The sequence below is a fragment of the Streptomyces tropicalis genome, assembly GCF_029269835.1.
GTDB lineage: Bacteria > Actinomycetota > Actinomycetes > Streptomycetales > Streptomycetaceae > Streptomyces > Streptomyces tropicalis.
In genome coordinates this window covers 1-16,150 of record NZ_JARJBB010000035.1, presented here as the reverse complement: position 1 = coordinate 16,150, position 16,150 = coordinate 1, and the positions used below count along the sequence as shown (strand labels likewise).

Annotated in this window: 11 protein-coding genes; 8 read left to right on the top strand and 3 right to left on the bottom strand. The window is 77.9% G+C overall.

Going from position 1 to position 16,150, the window contains the following annotated elements; all coding sequences use genetic code 11:
• Positions 1 to 12: 12 nt before the first annotated feature.
• A complete protein-coding gene (locus tag P3H78_RS31080; protein ID WP_276112528.1) occupies positions 13 to 2,904 on the bottom strand; it encodes a helix-turn-helix transcriptional regulator in 2,892 nt (963 codons plus the stop codon).
• Between the two features lie 251 nt (positions 2,905 to 3,155).
• Here P3H78_RS31080 and P3H78_RS31075 point away from each other — a divergent pair, with 251 nt between their 5' ends.
• The 3 genes from P3H78_RS31075 to P3H78_RS31065 all read left to right on the top strand — a co-directional run bounded on the left by P3H78_RS31075 (position 3,156) and on the right by P3H78_RS31065 (position 6,875).
• Positions 3,156 to 3,857 (top strand): helix-turn-helix transcriptional regulator, encoded by a 702-nt coding sequence (locus P3H78_RS31075; protein ID WP_438828074.1) that lies wholly within the window; start codon positions 3,156 to 3,158, stop codon positions 3,855 to 3,857.
• Between the two features lie 130 nt (positions 3,858 to 3,987).
• Positions 3,988 to 4,791 (top strand): Pvc16 family protein, encoded by an 804-nt coding sequence (locus tag P3H78_RS31070; protein ID WP_276112526.1) that lies wholly within the window; start codon positions 3,988 to 3,990, stop codon positions 4,789 to 4,791.
• Positions 4,788 to 6,875: an ATP-binding protein gene (locus tag P3H78_RS31065; protein ID WP_438828073.1), complete on the top strand. Its 2,088-nt coding sequence runs from the start codon at positions 4,788 to 4,790 to the stop codon at positions 6,873 to 6,875. The genes P3H78_RS31070 and P3H78_RS31065 overlap by 4 nt, the downstream gene beginning before the upstream one ends.
• A gap of 39 nt (positions 6,876 to 6,914) precedes the next feature.
• On the opposite strand, the gene P3H78_RS31060 is transcribed toward P3H78_RS31065, so the two are convergent.
• On the bottom strand, positions 6,915 to 8,303 hold the full coding sequence (locus tag P3H78_RS31060) for a hydrolase (RefSeq protein ID WP_276112525.1): 1,389 nt from the start codon (positions 8,301 to 8,303) through the stop codon (positions 6,915 to 6,917).
• A gap of 149 nt (positions 8,304 to 8,452) precedes the next feature.
• On the opposite strand from P3H78_RS31060, the gene P3H78_RS31055 reads away from it, so the two are divergent.
• Complete coding sequence (locus P3H78_RS31055) at positions 8,453 to 9,610, top strand: DUF7587 domain-containing protein (protein WP_276112524.1); 1,158 nt, start codon at positions 8,453 to 8,455, stop codon at positions 9,608 to 9,610.
• 7 nt (positions 9,611 to 9,617) lie between these two features.
• On the opposite strand, the gene P3H78_RS31050 is transcribed toward P3H78_RS31055, so the two are convergent.
• A complete protein-coding gene (locus tag P3H78_RS31050) occupies positions 9,618 to 10,226 on the bottom strand; it encodes an eCIS core domain-containing protein (RefSeq protein WP_276112523.1) in 609 nt (202 codons plus the stop codon).
• Positions 10,227 to 10,498: 272 nt separating this feature from the next.
• On the opposite strand from P3H78_RS31050, the gene P3H78_RS31045 reads away from it, so the two are divergent.
• The 4 genes from P3H78_RS31045 (at position 10,499) to P3H78_RS31030 (ending at position 13,272) form a co-directional block, all read left to right on the top strand.
• Positions 10,499 to 12,082, top strand: a complete 1,584-nt coding sequence (locus P3H78_RS31045; protein WP_276112522.1) for a phage tail sheath family protein — start codon at positions 10,499 to 10,501, stop codon at positions 12,080 to 12,082.
• Positions 12,083 to 12,179: 97 nt separating this feature from the next.
• The gene (locus tag P3H78_RS31040) at positions 12,180 to 12,623 is read left to right on the top strand and encodes a phage tail protein (protein WP_276112521.1); all 444 of its coding nucleotides are present in this window, start codon (positions 12,180 to 12,182) and stop codon (positions 12,621 to 12,623) included.
• Complete coding sequence (locus P3H78_RS31035; protein ID WP_276112520.1) at positions 12,623 to 13,111, top strand: hypothetical protein; 489 nt, start codon at positions 12,623 to 12,625, stop codon at positions 13,109 to 13,111. The genes P3H78_RS31040 and P3H78_RS31035 overlap by 1 nt, the downstream gene beginning before the upstream one ends.
• Complete coding sequence (locus tag P3H78_RS31030; RefSeq protein WP_276112519.1) at positions 13,108 to 13,272, top strand: DUF6760 family protein; 165 nt, start codon at positions 13,108 to 13,110, stop codon at positions 13,270 to 13,272. The genes P3H78_RS31035 and P3H78_RS31030 overlap by 4 nt, the downstream gene beginning before the upstream one ends.
• Positions 13,273 to 16,150: the final 2,878 nt, after the last annotated feature.

The following is a 16,150-nucleotide window of genomic DNA, read 5'->3' as shown; positions in this document are numbered from 1 at the left end:
CCGGGCGGGGAGTCAGTCGGGGGCCGGCTCCAGGGCCGCGCGCAGTTCGTTGCGGCGGCGGATGCCCAACTTGCGGTAGGAACTCGTCAGGTGGGTCTCCACGGTGCGGCGGGCCAGGTGCAGCAGGGCGCCGATCTCCGTGTTCGTCCGCCCGTCGGCGGCGAGTTCGACGATGCGGCGCTCACCCGCCGTCAGGGCGGCCGAGCCGGTGCGGGCCGTGCCGGTCCGGCGGGCACCGCCCTCCCGCAGCGCCGCCTCGGCACGCGAGCGCAGCCGCCGCGCGCCGAGGCGCTCGGCGTGCGCGGCCGCCTCGCGCAGGCAGTCGCGGGCGCGGGCCCGCTCCCCGGCGGCGGTCAGCCCGCGGCCGTGCGCGACCAGCGCCGACGCCAGTTCCGTACCGCCGCCGTCCGGCGCGTCCCGCAGCACGCCGACCGCCTCCGCGGTGAGGTCCAGGCCGCGCCGCCCGCCGGTCGCCGTACCGAGGACGCCCAGGGCGCGGCCCACCGTGCGGGGGGTGTCCCACACCCGGGCCAGGGCCAGTTCCTCCTCGGCGAGCGCGAGGGCCGCCCGGGGGTCGCCGAGCGCCAGCCGGCACTGGGCCGCGGCCGTCCGCCACGGGGTGACGACCGGGCTGACCACCTCGCGCGCCGACTGGCGGCGCCCGCACTCCAGGAAGTCGTGCAGGGCGGCCGACGGGTCGCCCGCCGCGGCGCGCAGCACGCCCCGGGCGTACAGGAAGCGGTTCAGCTCCCAGTTGTCCGGGGCCCGGCGCAGGTCGAAGGCGGCCGCGAGGCGCTCCGCCCGGGCGGGCCGGCCGGTCTCCACCAGGGCGATCACGGCGTGGGCGTGCGCGTTGGTCGGCCCGGCGGCCGGATGCGGCGGCTCGGCGGCGGACGGGAGGGTCCCGCCGCGCGCCCCGCGCGCCGGGCGCGCCCGCGGGTCCGCCGCCGGCCCGCTGGCCGCGTCCGCGTCCGCGTCCGCGTCCGCGCACGGTGCGGCCGGGAGGGCGCCGAGGAGGCGGCCGTAGTCGCCGCGGGCCGCCGCGATGTCGGCGCGGGTGTTGAGCAGCGCCTCCTGCATCGGGTGCAGCAGGTCGGGGCGCTGCCCGGCGAGGCCGCGCTCCACCAGCCCCTCCGCCTCGGTGAGTTCGTCCGCCCACTGGGCGACGGCGGCCGCGGTGCCCACCAGGAACGGCTCGGTCAGCGGGTCGGCGGGCTCCGCGAGCAGCGCCCGCACCCGGCGCATCGCGTCCTGCGCCGAGGTCAGACCGGCGGTGGCCGCATGCCGTACGAGCAGTGCCTGCCCGGCCGGCCCGACCTCCTCGGCGGACCGCTCGGCGGTGTCGGACAGCCACCGGTACACCTCCTGCCGTACCGCCTGGTCCTGGTCGGAGAGCAGGGCGGACGCGGACTGCAGGGTGCGCACCAGGTCCGGGTGGTCGCCCAGCTGGCCGTCCACGCTGCGCAGCACGTCGACCGCGGCGCGGGCCCGGCCGCGCCCGGCCAGCGCGGTGCCGAGGGCGACCGCCGCGCGCACCCGGTCCTGCGGTGCGCCCGGCAGGCGGACCGCCTCGGTGAGCCGGGGGATGCCGGCCGAGGAGCGCCGGGCGGCGTACTCCAGGGAGCCCAGTTCGGTCAGCAGCCGCTGCCGCCGGTCGTCGGACTGCGGTTCGTCCAGGGCCCGGCGCAGGAACACGGCCGCGTCCTCGGCGCGCCCGTCGCGCAGGGCGAGGGCGGCGGCGTCCTGGAGGACGGTGGGCGCCCAGCCCGCGCCGACCGGGTCGGACAGCAGCAGCCGGCGGGCGACCGCCTCGGTGGGGGCGCCGCGGTGCAGCATCGCCTCGGCGGTGGCGCGGTGCGCGGCGCGCCGCCGGGCCGCGGGCACGCCGGTGAGCACCGCGTCGCGCAGCAGCGGATGGGCGTAGCGGGGGTGCCCGTCCGGGCCGGGGCGCAGCAGGCCGAGCCCGGTGGCGGCGGTGAGCCAGCCGGCGACCCGGGCCGGGTCGGCGCCGGCCAGGTCGGCGAGCACCCCGGCCGGACCCTGGGCGTCGCCGCCGGGGAGCGTGTCCGCCCAGCTCCCCGCCTCCCGGTCGCCGCCCTCGTCGAGGGCGGCCAGCGCCCGTGCCACCTCCGCGGTGGCCTCGCCCGCGCTGTCCAGCCACCACCGCACGGCGGCCGCGTACGTCCCCGGGTACAGCGCGGCGCAGGTGGCGGGCACGGTGTCGTACGGGCCGGCGGCCAGGTCGTCGAGGAGGGCGCGCAGCAGCAGCGGCGAACCGGCGCCGGCCCGCACGCAGGCGTCCACCCAGGCGGCGGGGGCGTCCGGGCGGGCGGCGCGCACCAGGGCGGCGGCCGCGCCGGGGGCGAGCGGGGCGAGGGTGGGGGCCCGCACCAGGGCGGGGGAGAGGGTGTGGGCGAGGCCGGTGGCGGGCGGGCCGACGTCGTACTGGCTGCGCTCGGTGACGGCGAGGACGACGGGTAAGCGGTCCAGGTGCCGGGTGGACTCCACGAGCCAGCGCCGGGAGGGCGCGTCGGCCAGGTGCACGTCGTCGACGGCGAGGAGCAGCGGGGAGCGCCCGGCGTGGTCGCGCAGCACCCGCCACAGCCGGGCGGCGCTGGCCCGCTCGTCGCCGTTGACCGCGAGGTCGGCGAACTCGGGTACGGTGCCGAGGAGTTGCAGGACGGTCGCGAAGGGCATCGCCGCGTCGCCGGGAGCGCAGCGGGCCCGCAGCACGCGCATGCCGTGCGCGGCCGCGTCCGCCGCGGCGGCCTCCAGGACGGTGGTCCGGCCCGTGCCGGTGGCGCCGCGGAGCAGGACGAGCCGGCCGGAGCCCTCCCGGGCGCGTGCGGCCTCGGCGGCGAACAGCGCCGCGGCTTCGGTGTGTTCAGGCGGCACCGTGGTCATCGGGGCCTCCTTTCGCGGGCATGGTGTCCTCCGACGTCCAGGACGGCACCCGCGGTGACGCGGTGGCCTGCCCCGGGCCGTGACAAGAGCCACGACGGCGAGAACCGGGCATGCGGGAACCGCACCGCGCCCCGTCGTCGTGGTGGCGATACGGCCGATCTCGTGGTGTTGTTCGTGGTCCTCCACGATTGCCCGGATCCCGGACGGGCCGGAAGGCTGGACGGCACACGCCCGCCACCGACCCCACAGAGATGGCGGGCCCGTGGACTTGGGGGAGTCGCTTGCCCAGCTCAGTACGGACCGCACATCCCGGTCCTGCCGACACCCGCACCGCCCGGATCCCCGTGGCGGTGCACGCGCCGGACCCGATCTCCCGGGAGGGAGCGCTCAGCCAGCTGCGCCGGCACCCGGAGATCGACCTGCGCGAGGAGGACGGCAGCGGTCCCGGCACGGTCGCCCTGCTCATCGACGACGTCCTCGACGAGGCCGCGCTGACCCGGCTGCGGCGGGTCGTGCGCAGCGAGGGCGCGCGGGCGGTGCTCGTGGTCGGCGCGCTGCGGGAGGCGGAACTCCTCGACGTGATCGAGTGCGGCGTCGGCGCGATCGTGTGGCGGCGCGAGGCCACCGCGCACCGGATGGTGCAGGCCGTGCGCGCGGCGGCCCGCGGGGACGGCGACCTGCCCGCCGATCTGCTGGGCCGGCTCATCAGCCAGGTGGGCACGCTCGCCCGGGGGACCGCCGGCCGTGCCGGGGTGCCCTCCTCGGGGCTGACGGCGCGTGAGGTGGACGTCCTGCGGCTGGTGGCGGAGGGGCTCGACACCGGAGAGATCGCCAGCAAGCTCTCCTACTCCGAACGCACCGTCAAGAACGTCATCCACGGGCTGACCACCCGTCTTCATCTGCGCAATCGGGCCCACGCCGTGGCCCATGCCCTTCGAGAAGGCTACCTCTGATCGAACGGGCACTCGACCGTGAACCCGGGGGCAGGCCGCCGTGCCCCCGCGCCGTCCCCCCGGCGTCTTCGGGGGGCGGCCCGTCCGCGGGCACCATGGACGGCGGGCGTACGACGGCGGGAGCGCGACGGTGATCCACGAGGTGGACGAGGTCCTCAAGGGCCTGCTCGGCGGGGGAGCGCTGGCCGGCTCCGGCATCGAGGTGTCCTTCGACGCCCCGACCCGGGACTGGGCCGCACGGCGCAACGCCCCCGAGATCAACGCCTATCTGTACGACATCCGGGAGGACGTCCACCGCAGGCAGCGGGGGCAGGTCGAGGTGCGGGACGCGCGGGACGTGGTCGTCAAGCGCCGTCAGCCGCCGCGCTGGTTCCGGCTGTCGTACCTGGTGACCGCATGGACCAAGCGCCCGCAGGACGAGCACCGGCTGCTCTCCGCGGTCCTGGCCACGCTGATCCCGCGCGAGCTGGTCCCCGCCCGGGAACTGCCGCCGAAGTTGGCCGAATTGGGCCTGTCGGTACCGCTGTCGGTGGCCGGGATCCAGACCGAGGCGCGCTCCACGGCGGAGATCTGGTCCGCGCTCGGCGGTGAACTGCGGCCGTCCCTGGACCTCGTGGTCACCGCACCCTTCCCGGCCTTCCCCGAGTACGACGCCGGTCCCCCGGTCACCGAGGGCGCCGCGGTCCGCGTCGGCGCCCTGGACGGCACGCCGCCGGCCGGGGAGCGCGCGCACCGGCCCCGCCAGGTGGCCGCGGCCAGGGAGGCCCGCCGCGCGGAGACGTCCCGCCGCCGGGGAGCGGCGGCGGCCCGGCCGGCGGCCGGACTCCCCGGGGCGTCCGGAGTGTCCGAGGCGTCTGCGGCCGGGGAGCCGCCGGGGCCGGGCGGTGCGCCCGGTGAGCGGGGGGCCGGGCCGGACACGGGAGGCGGGGCGTGACCGTGACCGCCGGGACGCCGCTCGCGTCCGACTCCGCAGGGCGGGGAGCGGCCGACCCGGCCGGTCCGCTCCTGGCCCGGCTCGCCGTGCTGCGCGAGCGGGTGGCGCTGCTGGTCGAGCACCGCGCGTCCGGCGACCCCTCGGCCGACGACCCGCTGCGCGGGCTGTACCTGTCCGACGACGCGGCCCGCCACCTGCTGGGCCGCCCGGCCCCGGACCCCTCCGCACCCGCCGGGAAGCCCGGTGCCGGGCCCGCCGCCGGACTCGGGGCCCCGCCCGCGGGCGTGGATCCGGACGGCGGCGGGCCCGGCGAGGAGCCCGGCGGCGACCGGTTCGGGGCGCTGGTGGCGCGCCTCGGGCTGAGCGGCCTCGACGCGGCCGTGCTGCTCGTCGCCCTCGCCCCCGACCTCGACCGCACCTTCGAGCCGCTGTACGGCTACCTCAACGACGACGTCAGCAGGCGCCGCGCCGGGGTGGGGCTCGCCCTGGACCTGTGCGGGCAGCCCGCGCACCGGGCCGGCCCCCGCGCCCGGTTCCACCCCTCGGCGCCGCTCGCCGCACTCGGCCTGCTGGAGCTGGAGGAGCCCGAACGTCCCCTGCTGAGCCGGTCGTTGCGCGTACCGGACCGGGTGCTGGCCCACCTGCTCGGCGACGACACCCCGGACGCCGCCCTCGCCGACCACCTGGAGCCGCCCGACGGCGCCGCACCCGCGGCGGACGGGGCGGCCGGCGACCTCACCCGCCGCCTGGCCGCCCGCCTCGCCGCCGGACCGGTCACCGCCTACCTGCGCGAGCACCGCGAGGGCGACGGGCGCGCCGCGGCGATCGCCGCCGTACGGGCCGCCGGCGGCACGCCCCTGTGCTTCACCGGGACCGTGGACCGGGTCCCGGACCTGCTGCGCGAGGCCCGGCTGACCGGCCGCCCCGTCGTCGTCACCCGCCTCCCGGATCCGCCCGGGGAACTGGTGCGCCTGCTCGCCGCCGCCCGCGACACCAGCGTGCTGCTCGCTGACCGGCGCCCCTACGACCCCCAGTGGTGCCCCCGCGACCCGCTGGTCCTGGACGCACCCCGGCTCGGCGCGGGCACCGCGGCCGTCTGGGCCGGTGCGCTCGGCGGGGAGCCCGGGTTCGACCTGGCCGCCACCGTGGCCCCGTACCGCCTCGGCGGCGACCGGATCGCCCGCGCGGCCCGCGCCGCCCGGCAGCTCGCCGAGTTCGACGGCACAGCGCTCACTCCCGCCCATGTGCGCCTGGCCGCCCGGCAGCAGTCCGCGTCCGGCCTGGAGCGGCACGCCCGGCGGATCCGGCCCGCGGTCGACTGGTCGGACCTCGTGCTGCCCGAGGCACCCCTCGCCCAGCTCCATGAACTCGCCCTGCGGGCCCGCCACCGCGACCGGGTCCTCGGCGACTGGCGGCTGAGCGCGGGCGGCGGCCGCGGCCGCGGGGTGCTCGGGCTGTTCGCCGGCGAGTCCGGCACCGGCAAGACGCTGTCCGCCGAGGTCGTCGCCGCCGAACTGGGCCTGGACCTCTACGTGGTGCAGCTGTCGTCCGTCGTCGACAAGTACGTCGGCGAGACCGAGAAGAACCTGGAGCGCATCTTCGCCGAGGCGGACCGCACGGACGCGGTGCTCCTCTTCGACGAGGCGGACGCCGTCTTCGGCAAGCGGTCGGAGGTCAAGGACTCCCACGACCGGTACGCCAACCTGGAGAGCGCCTACCTGCTCCAGCGCCTGGAGTCCTTCGACGGCATCGCGCTGCTCACCACCAACCTGCGGGCCAACATCGACGAGGCGTTCACCCGGCGCCTGGACCTGGTGGTCGACTTCCCGTTCCCGGACGCCGGGCAGCGGCTCGCGCTGTGGCGGCACGGCCTGGCCCGGGTGCCGACCGCCGGCGACGTCGAACTCGGCCCGCTGGCCGAGGGGTTCGAGCTGGCCGGGGGCTCCATCCGCAGCGCGGTGGTCACCGCCGCGTACCGCGCCGCCGGCCGGGGTGGCCCGGTCACGCCGGCCGATCTGCTGGAGGGCGCCCGCCGCGAGTACCGCAAGGCGGGCCGCCTGGTCCCCGGCCAGCACGGCTGGTAGCCCCGGCACCACCGGCAGCGTCACCGGGGCCGGGGCCGGTCAGACGGTGAAGCGCACCGCCTCCAGCCACAGCGCGTCGTCCAGCGTGCCGCCGAAGATGTAGCCGCCGGGCTCGTCGCAGTGCAGCCCGCCCCAGTCGTGGCCGTGCACCAGCGCGTTCTGGCACGCCCGGCCGTCCCCGACGTTGATGGCGAAGCCCAGCATGTACGGGTCGTCCTTCCTGGTGCTGCCGATGTAGTTGTCGACGCCGTCGACCACGCCCGACCACGGGGTCTTCCAGTGGTCCTCGTGGACGAAGGCGTTGGCGGCCGTGCCCTTCGTGCCCGACACCGCGATGTTCAGCGACCCGATTTTCGCGCCCTCGCCGACTGTGCCGGCCATGGCCCCGTCGCACACCGGCCTCTGCCAGCCCTCGCCCAGGATGTACGCGCGGTAGCAGATGTGCCGGCCCGGGTCCTTCGCGGCCAGCCGCGACACGACGGTCGCCGCGGTCTCCGGGGCCGGCTTCGCCGCCCCCGCCCCGCCGCCCCCGCCGCCGGATCCGCCGGCCCCGGGCGCCGCGGAGGTCTCCGGGGCCGCGGGCGGGGTGGTGGCCTGCACGGTGGGCGAGGGCGGCGGCGCGGGTGCCGAGGTGCTGGGCGCCAGGGTGCTCACCCCGGCCTCCTGCACCTGCTCGGTCGCCTTGCTGGCGACCTGCGGCCGGTAGGCGATCCACAGCATGACGAACGTGACGGCGAGGGCGACGAGCGCGCCGAGGAGGCCGGCCAGCCAGCGGGGCAGGAAGCCGCGCTGCACGTACGTGCCCTCCACCGGCAGAGGCACGACGCCGGAGCGCTGCACGGCGAGGGTGTAGGGCCGCTCCTCCTTCGGGCCGAACCAGATGATCCGGCGCGGCCGCAGGGTCGCCCGCACGAACGCGGCCCGGCCGGGCTCGATCTGCACGCTGCCGGGCCGGACGTCGTAGGACAGCTGGTCGCCGGGGTCGCTGCCGGAGACGGACGCCGTCACCCGGGTGTTGCCGACGTTGTCGACGGCGAGCCGGGGACGGCCGCGGAACCGTCCCTTCACGGTCGGCGGCACCAGCTCGGCGCGCACCTCGGTGAACGGGGTCACCGTCATGTTGCCCTCGGGGACGGTGACCGCCTCCGGGTGCTCGGTGGGCGTGATGCGCACCGCGTACGGGTGCGGTCCGGCGGCGGCGTCCGGGGTGCGGGGCGGGGCGACGGTCAGTTCCGCGGTGCCCGTCGTCCCCGGATAGAGCCGCAGCGCCGGCGGCTCCACGGTGGTCCAGGGCGCCAGCGGCCCCACGGGTTCGAAGCGGTACTCGTCGACGACGTCGCCGGTGTTGCGCAGGCGCAGCCGCACCGTCGTCGCACCGCCCGGATCGACGGTCGCGGAGGGGGGTTCCAGCAGGGTCCACAGGCTCACGCGTCGACGCTAGGGCCGTGCCCGGCGCCGGGTCAGGAGCTTTCCGTGCACAGCTCGGTGCCCTCGCGGGCGGCCCTCCGGTACCTGGTCCGCCGCCCGTGCGGCGTGTATCGAGGAGGGGCGCCCCGTCCGGCAGAGGAAGAGGTCCCATGCACGCCCAGGAGAACACCCGGCGAACCGACGGCCGCGGCGGCACCCCCGCCCCGCACCGGACCGCCCCGGCGCCGCACCCGGCCCTGGCCCGCCGGCGGCAGCCCGGTGCGGTCGACGCGGCGGTGCTGCCCGCGCTGCAGCGCGCCGCCGGCAACGCGGCCGCCACCGCGGCGGTGCAGCGCGCGCCCGGCGGACCGCAGACGGCACAGCAGCCCGCCACCGGGGTCCGGGCCTACGAGCAGTCCGTGGCGGACTACCTGAAGTCGGGCGGCCCGCCCGTCATCTACCGGGCCATCCGCATCCAGCCGCAGACGAAGCGGGACCGCGACGACCCGCAGGCGTCGGTCCAGGCGACCGCGGACGGCAACCTCGGCGCGGACGCCGGCCGCGCCGAGCGGGGCCGGATCTACCAGACGCTCGAGGAGTGGGACCCGCGCCACGCCATCGACCCGGTCGGCCCGGCGGGCAACTACACCGTCGCCCAGCACGTGGGCGGCAACAACTACGGCACCCAGTACATCTCCTGCACGCCGAACCTCAACCAGGCCACCGACTACGCGCAGTACAACTACGCGCTCGGTCCCGCCGCGAACCAGGAGGGCGCCCGGCGTCCGCGTCAGGTCAGGGACTGGGCCCCCGTCGTCGCGATCGACGTCACGAAGCTCGGCTCCGGCAACCGGCTGGTCAACCTGGGCGATCCGCGGATCGCCGCACAGACCGACCTGCCCGGTCACTCCGAGATCGAGAGCATGGCCTCCAACGACCGGGAGGTGCTGGTGAAGGGATCGATCCCGGGGAAGGCCGTCGTCCGGGTGCACGGGGTCCGGGGCATGATCCAGGCGATGCAGCAGGAGGAGCGCACGGCCCTCGTCGAGCGCGACTACGGGTACGGGAGGCGGCCGGCGGGCGGCCCGCCCCGGGAGGAGTGGGACCGCCTGTTCGGACGAAACGTGCCCGAGCACTTCCACGAGCACTTCGCGCACCTCCTCGCCGAGGAGGAGTCCGAGTCGGAGTCCGCGCCGCGGGGCGCGGTGAAGCGGGAGGCGTCGGCCTCGCCGCCGGCCCCGGAGGCGAGCGCGCCGGTGGTCCGGCGGCCCAAGAAGAAGGGCAAGCCGAAGCCGGGCCCGCTCAGCTTCGACCCCGACGAGATGTGACGGCGGCTCAGGGCGCCCCGAGGTCGGGGTCGAAGCCCTGGGCCAGCCGGCGGCCGTTGTCGGTGGAGCGGCGCTCGAACCGGTCGCCGGGGTCCGACACCCTCGTCCCCGACCCGTCGTCGGTGCCCGCCACCTCACCGAGGCTCTGCTGACGGACGTGGTCGATCTCGTGGAACATCGTCTCGTCGTCGACGTCCTGCGCGCCCACCACGATGTCCGGGCCGCTGGTGAGGGCGCGGGCGCCGAACTCCTCGGCCGTCGCCCGCGCCTCGGGCCCCGAGTGCACCCGTACGTGTCCGAAGCTCATCCCGTAGGCATGCTCGGCCCGTTGCAGGATGCGGGACTCCAGCGGGCGGCCCGGCGAGGCCAGTGCGTCGTGCAGGGAGGACCGCCGCTGCGCGGCCGGCTCCGGAGCGGCCTGCTCGGCACCCGTCGGCGCCTCGTGCCCGCAGCCCGCCCCGTGCCGGTGGCGGTCGGCCTCCACCGCGCGGGACACGGCCGCGTTGCCCGCCGCGCGCTGGAGCGCGAGCAGCGGCGGCGGGGCGGCGGCGGGCCGGGCCGGGACGGCCCCGGGGCCGCGGTCGGCGGGCGTGCGGTTCTCTTCGTGTGCGCGCATGGGCACTTCCCGGTCGGGCGGACGAGGGCCCCGGCCGCCGGGGGCGCCGGGTCGGTCCCTTCGTCGTACCGGACCGCACGGGGCGGCGGCGAGGTCCGCGGGGGCAGTGCGGCGGGCAGACGCGGGCGCCGGCCGGGAAGCGGGGGCGCGGCCGGCTGCCCGTGAGGGCAGCGACACTGCCCTCGGACAGGGCCCCGAGGACGTTTCGGACGAAGCGCTGCGCGCGCGAGGGTGGGACGCGTTCCTGTCTCGTACCCCGAGGAGAGCAGAGCATGCCGTCCTACCTGTCGCCCGGCGTCTACGTCGAGGAGGTGGCCAGCGGCTCCCGCCCGATCGAGGGAGTGGGCACGTCGGTCGCGGCCTTCGTCGGCCTGGCGCCGGCCGGTCCGCTGAACGAGCCGACGCTGGTGACCAACTGGACGCAGTACGTGGCGGCCTTCGGTGACTTCACCGAGGGGTACTACCTCGCCCACTCCGTCTACGGCTTCTTCAACAACGGCGGTTCGGCCGCCTACGTGGTCCGCGTCGGCGGCTCCCCCGAGGGCCTCGCCCAGGACTCCGGGACGTCCGCCGCGGTCGGCGCCGCCGCGACGCCGGCCGCGCTGCCGCCGGGCGAGCCGCAGCAGCTCGGCACCTTCACCGTCGCCGCCCTCGCGCCGGGCGACCTGAGCGTGGAGGTGGCCGACCCGGAGGGCGAGGGCCCCGCCGAGCGGTTCCGGCTCGTCGTCAAGGACGGCGGCAAGCCCGTCGAGAGCTTCGACGTGACCGCCAAGAAGGGCGGGCGCACCTACGTCGTCACCCAGGTCAAGGAGCGCTCCCGGCTCATCTCCGTGGCCGAGGCCGCACCGGCCGGGCAGTTGGCCCGCCCGGAGAACCAGACGGTCGCGCTCGCCGCCCCGGCGCCCGGGCCGGCCGCCCCCGCCGGGGGCACCCGCACGACGGGCCACCCCGGCCCCGCGCAGTACCTCGGCGACTCCGCCGACCGCACCGGCTTCGGCGGCCTGGAGGCCGTGGACGAGGTCTCCATGGTCGCGGTGCCCGACCTGATGGCCGCCTACCAGCGCGGCACGATCGACCTGGAGGCCGTCAAGGCGGTCCAGCTCGGGCTGATCGCGCACTGCGAGCTGATGGGCGACCGGGTCGCGGTCATCGACCCGCCGCCCGGCATGAACGCCCGCCAGATCCGCGTCTGGCGGCAGGAGACGGCCGGCTACGACTCCAAGTACGCGGCCCTGTACTACCCGTGGATCAAGACGTTCGACCCGTCGAGCGGCCAGACCCGCCTGGTCCCGCCGAGCGGCCACGTCTCCGGCATCTGGGCCCGCAACGACTCCGAGCGCGGCGTGCACAAGGCGCCCGCCAACGAGGTCGTCCGCGGCGCGGTCGACCTGGAGATCCAGATCACCCGCGGGGAGCAGGACCTGCTGAACCCGGTCGGCGTGAACTGCATCCGCGCCTTCCCCGGCCGCGGCATCCGCGTGTGGGGCGCCCGCACCCTGTCCTCCGATCCGGCCTGGCGCTACCTCAACATCCGCCGCTACTTCAACTACCTGGAGGAGTCGATCCTCATCGGCACCCAGTGGGTGGTGTTCGAGCCGAACGACCACAACCTGTGGGCCCGGATCCGGCGCAACGTCTCCGCCTTCCTGGTCACCGAATGGCGCAGCGGCGCCCTCTTCGGCCAGCGCCCCGAGGACGCCTTCTACGTCAAGTGCGACGAGGAGACGAACCCGGCGGAGTCCGTCGACCTCGGCCGGGTCGTCTGCGAGATCGGCGTCGCGCCGGTCAAGCCCGCCGAGTTCGTCATCTTCCGGCTGGCCCAGTTCTCCAGCGGCAGCGGGGAGCTGGAGGAGTAGGCCCCGCTCCGGGCCGCGCACCGCCGCGGCCCCCCGGCGGCCCCGCCACCGGGGCCGGCGACGAACGAAGCCAGAGCACTAGAGAAACGGCGGACAGATGAGCCTCCAGCCGGGTGATTCCCTCACCTCGCACAATTTCGGCCTGCAGATCGACGGCGTGATGGTCGAGTACCTCGCGGAGGTCAGCGGCCTCACCATGGAGCAGGACGTCATCACGTACACGCAGAACAACCCCAACGGCCAGAACACGGTCAGGAACCTGCCGGGCGTGAAGAAGAACGGCACCTGCACGGTCGTGCGCGGCATGACCCAGTCGGCGTCCTTCACCCAGTGGATCAACCAGTCCATCGCCGGGCAGATGGGCTCCGCCCGCAAGAACGCGTCGATCATCATGATGGACTTCCAGAACACCCCGGTGAAGCGCTACCACCTGCGCAACGCCTGGTGCAGCAAGATCGACACCAGCACGGTGAAGGCGGGCGAGGCCTCCGCGCTCACCGAGTCCGTGACGATCGTGTTCGAAGAACTGGTCATCGAGTAATGCGGCGCACCGCCCCGGCGGCCCCCGCCGCCGCACCCGCACCGGACCCGGTCCCGGCGGCCGGGGCGGCCGGCCCGCAGTCCCCGGCCGCCGCCCAGCCCCCGGCGCGGCAGGAGCAGCTGCGCACCGAGTTCCCCTTCCAGCTGCCGCGCGGCTACGTCGACGAGGCGGGCACCGTCCACCGGGACGGCACGATGCGGCTGTCCACGGCCCGCGACGAACTCGTGCCGCTGCGGGACGTGCGGGTGCAGGAGAACCCCGCGTACCTGTCGGTGGTGCTGCTGGGCCGGGTCATCACCCGGCTCGGCACGCTGCCCATGGTCCACGACGGGATCGTGGAGAACATGTTCGCCTCCGACCTGGCCTTCCTCCAGGACTTCTACCGCCAGATCAACGCGGAGGGGCACACCCGCGCGGCCGTCGAGTGCCCGCACTGCTCGGAGCCCTTCGAGGTGGAACTCGGCGGGAGCCGCCTGGGGGAATCGTGACGTACGCGACCGACCGGCTGCACGAGGAGATCGCGTACGTCGCCTACCACTTCCACTGGCGCCTGGAGGACATCCTGGACCTGGAGCACCCCGACCGGCGCCGGTACACCGACGAGATCGCGGCCCTGGTGACCCGGGCCGCGGCCGGCACGGAGGGCTGACCCGTGGCGTGGTGGGACCGGCTGCGCGGCGGCGCCCGGGTGCCGGGCGGCGGCGCGGCCGCGCCGGGTGCCGACGGCACCCCCGCCGTCCTCCGGGACGGAACCGCGGGCGGCTCCGTCCCGGGTGCCGGGGCCGGAGCGGCGGGTGCGGGCGGCGCCGTGACCGGTCCTGCCGCCGGTGCCGAGGGCGGTACGGAGCAGGGAACTCCCTTCTTTGCGCGGCCCGTTGCCGGATGGGCCGGGCTGCCGCCCCTCGGGCGGGCCGCGGGCGCGGCGGCCGCCGGGGTGGCCGACGGCGCGTTCGGCGGCCGGCTTCCCACCTGGCAGAACCCGTCCTTCGTCAGCACCCGCCCGCACGCCGTCCTGGACGGCGCGCCGGGCGGGCTGATCGGCCACGCGCCCACCGCGTCGCCCGTCCCGGCCGCGTCGTCCGCGGGGCCGGGGGCCGAACGGCGCGCGGCCGTCGCGCCGTCGGCCCGCACCGGGCCGGCGGCCCCGGTGCAGCGGGCGCCGGTGGTGCCGCTGCGCGCCGTCGCGCCGGGGAACGGGGCACGCGCGCCGGAACCGGGTCGTCCCCCGGTCCTGCCTCCCCGTACGCCGGTCCCGGTCGCCTCCCCGCCGGTCCCGGTGCCCTCTCCTGCGGTGGCGCCCGCCGCCGCGCGGCCGCAGGCGCCCGGCGTCCGGGTGGCGCCCGCGGTCCCGGCCCGGCCGCGCCCGCTCACCCGGGCACCGGAGCCGGCGGCGGTGCAGCGCCGGGTGCTGCCGGCGGCACGGACACGAGCCGCCCGCACAGCGGCGCCCGGCGCCGCCCCGCGCCCGGAGACCGCGCCCGGCCCGACCGACACCGTCCGGGCGGGCCGGGCCGCCCGCACGGGCGGTGCGGGTGGCGGGGACGGTTCCGGTGGCGGGGACGCGGTCCGGCGAGGGGCCGTGCCGGCGCCCCCGGCTCCCACTCCGCCGTCCACGGCACCGGCACACCCGTCCCGCGGCGGTCCGGCGGGCCCGGCGGCCGTCCCGGGCGGTGGTGCGGTCCGCGAGACCGCGGCGGCACCCGTCCAGCGGCGCGCGGAGGGTGCACCGGCCGCGCCGGGTCCCTCCGGGGGGACGGCCGCTTCCGGCGCGCCCGCTCCGTCCGGCACCGGCACGGGGATGGCCGGGACTTCCCCGGCCCGGCGGGACTCGGGGGCGGGGGAGGCCGTCGGCTCCTCCCGGGCGGCCGGGGGCGCGGGCGGGGGTGTCACGCCCTCCTCCGAGTCCGCCCGTGCCACCGGGGCGGTCGGCGCGGCCGGCGCCGCACATGCCTCCGGACCGGCCGGCGTCGCGGAGGCCGCGCACGCCTCCGGGCCGGCCCCTTCCGCCGCGCCCACCCGCGCGGTGCGGGACGCCGGTTCGGGCGGGTCCGGTGCCTCCCGGTCCGGCGGGCGTGGGCCGTCCATGCGGTTCACCGGGCACGACGGGGCCGCCCGGTCCGCGGGACCCGCGCGGCCCGGCGTCCGGGCGGACGCCCTCCAGCGCAGCACGAACCCGTCGGCCGCCGGCGCGGGCGGGCTCCCCGGAGCCCGCGCTGCCGCCGGTGCCGATCTGCCTCCCGGGGCCACCGGGCCTGCCGGTGCTGCGGGTTCGGCCGCCTCCGGCCGTGCCGCCGGGGCCGCGGCCGGGCTCGGCGGTGACTCCCCGGTCGCCGGTCGTGCCGAGGCGTCCCGCGCCACCGGGCTCCCCGGTGCTTCCGGCGCCACCGGGCCTTCCGGTGCTGCCCGTTCCGCCGCCTCCGGCCGGACCGCCGGCCCCGGTGGTGCCGCCCCGGCCGCCGGGCCCGCAGGACTGGCCGAGTCGGCCGGTCCGGCAGGGTTGTCGGGCGCGCGCCCGCCTGCCGGTGTGGCCGAGTCGACCGGTCCGGCGGGGCTGTCGGGCGCGCGCTCGGCAACCGGTGCGGCCGTGCCTGCCGACGGCGCGGTGTCCAGCGGTGCCACCGCGCCCGCCGGTGCCGCCGCATCGGGCGGTCCCGCCGGGCTGTCCGGCGTGCGCCCGGGCGGCCCCGCCGGGCTGCCGGGCACGCGCCCCACTGCCGGTGCCCCCGCACCCGCCGGTGCCGACGGGTCCCGTGCCGCAGTCGGGCCCTCCAGCGCTCCGGCGGCCGCCGGAGCCACCGGCATGACCGGGACCACCGGCACCGCCGCGTCCGCCGCCGGGCACTCCGGCGGCCCCTCGAACGCCGGGGCCGGGGGACCGGGTGGCTCCGTGCAGCGGTCGGTGGCGGGCTCGGCCGGGCGGGCGGCGTCCGCGGCGCGCGCCCCCGGAAGCCCGTCCCGCGGTGACGGCGGGCTCCCGGTGAGTGGCACCGTGCGTCCGCGCCGGGCCGGGCTCGGCGCGCCGGTGCGGTCCGGTCCGGTGGACTCCCCCGCCACCGCAGCGGGACCCGCGTCCGTTCCACCGAACCGTCCGGCCGGCCCGGCGTCCCCGACCGGTACGCCGGACGCCGTACCGGCGCGGGACGCGTCCAGGCTCCCGGGGCGCCCCGCCGCAGCCCCCAGGCTCCAGCGCGCCGGGGCCGGTGCCGTGCGACCGGCTGCTCCGGTCAAGGGCGGTGATGCGGAAGGGCGTTCACCCGAAGCGGCCGAGGCCCGGATGCCCGAGGGCGCCCCCTCCGTGGCCGCCCCGTCGGAGCGGCCGGGTCGGCCGGTGCAGCGTGCCGTCCCCACCCCGGCCACGCCCCCGGCCGTATCCGGCACGCCCGCCCCACCCCGTGCGTCCGCCGGTCGGTCCGGTACCCCGGACCGCGTCCTCGCTCCCGCCGCCCTCCCCCCGTCCGCGGGCACCCCCGGCCCCGCCGACCGGCCCGCGTCCGCAGTCGCTTCCGGCCCCGCCGTCCCCCTGGGAC

What these genes read in the sequence shown, in the direction of transcription:
- P3H78_RS31080 (WP_276112528.1), bottom strand. Translation starts at nt 2,904, where the DNA reads ATGACCACGGTGCCGCCTGAACACACCGAAGCCGCGGCGCTGTTCGCC.
- P3H78_RS31075 (WP_438828074.1), top strand. Translation starts at nt 3,156, where the DNA reads ATGGCGGGCCCGTGGACTTGGGGGAGTCGCTTGCCCAGCTCAGTACGG.
- P3H78_RS31055 (WP_276112524.1), top strand. Translation starts at nt 8,453, where the DNA reads ATGCACGCCCAGGAGAACACCCGGCGAACCGACGGCCGCGGCGGCACC.
- P3H78_RS31050 (WP_276112523.1), bottom strand. Translation starts at nt 10,226, where the DNA reads ATGCGCGCACACGAAGAGAACCGCACGCCCGCCGACCGCGGCCCCGGG.
- P3H78_RS31045 (WP_276112522.1), top strand. Translation starts at nt 10,499, where the DNA reads ATGCCGTCCTACCTGTCGCCCGGCGTCTACGTCGAGGAGGTGGCCAGC.
- P3H78_RS31040 (WP_276112521.1), top strand. Translation starts at nt 12,180, where the DNA reads ATGAGCCTCCAGCCGGGTGATTCCCTCACCTCGCACAATTTCGGCCTG.
- P3H78_RS31035 (WP_276112520.1), top strand. Translation starts at nt 12,623, where the DNA reads ATGCGGCGCACCGCCCCGGCGGCCCCCGCCGCCGCACCCGCACCGGAC.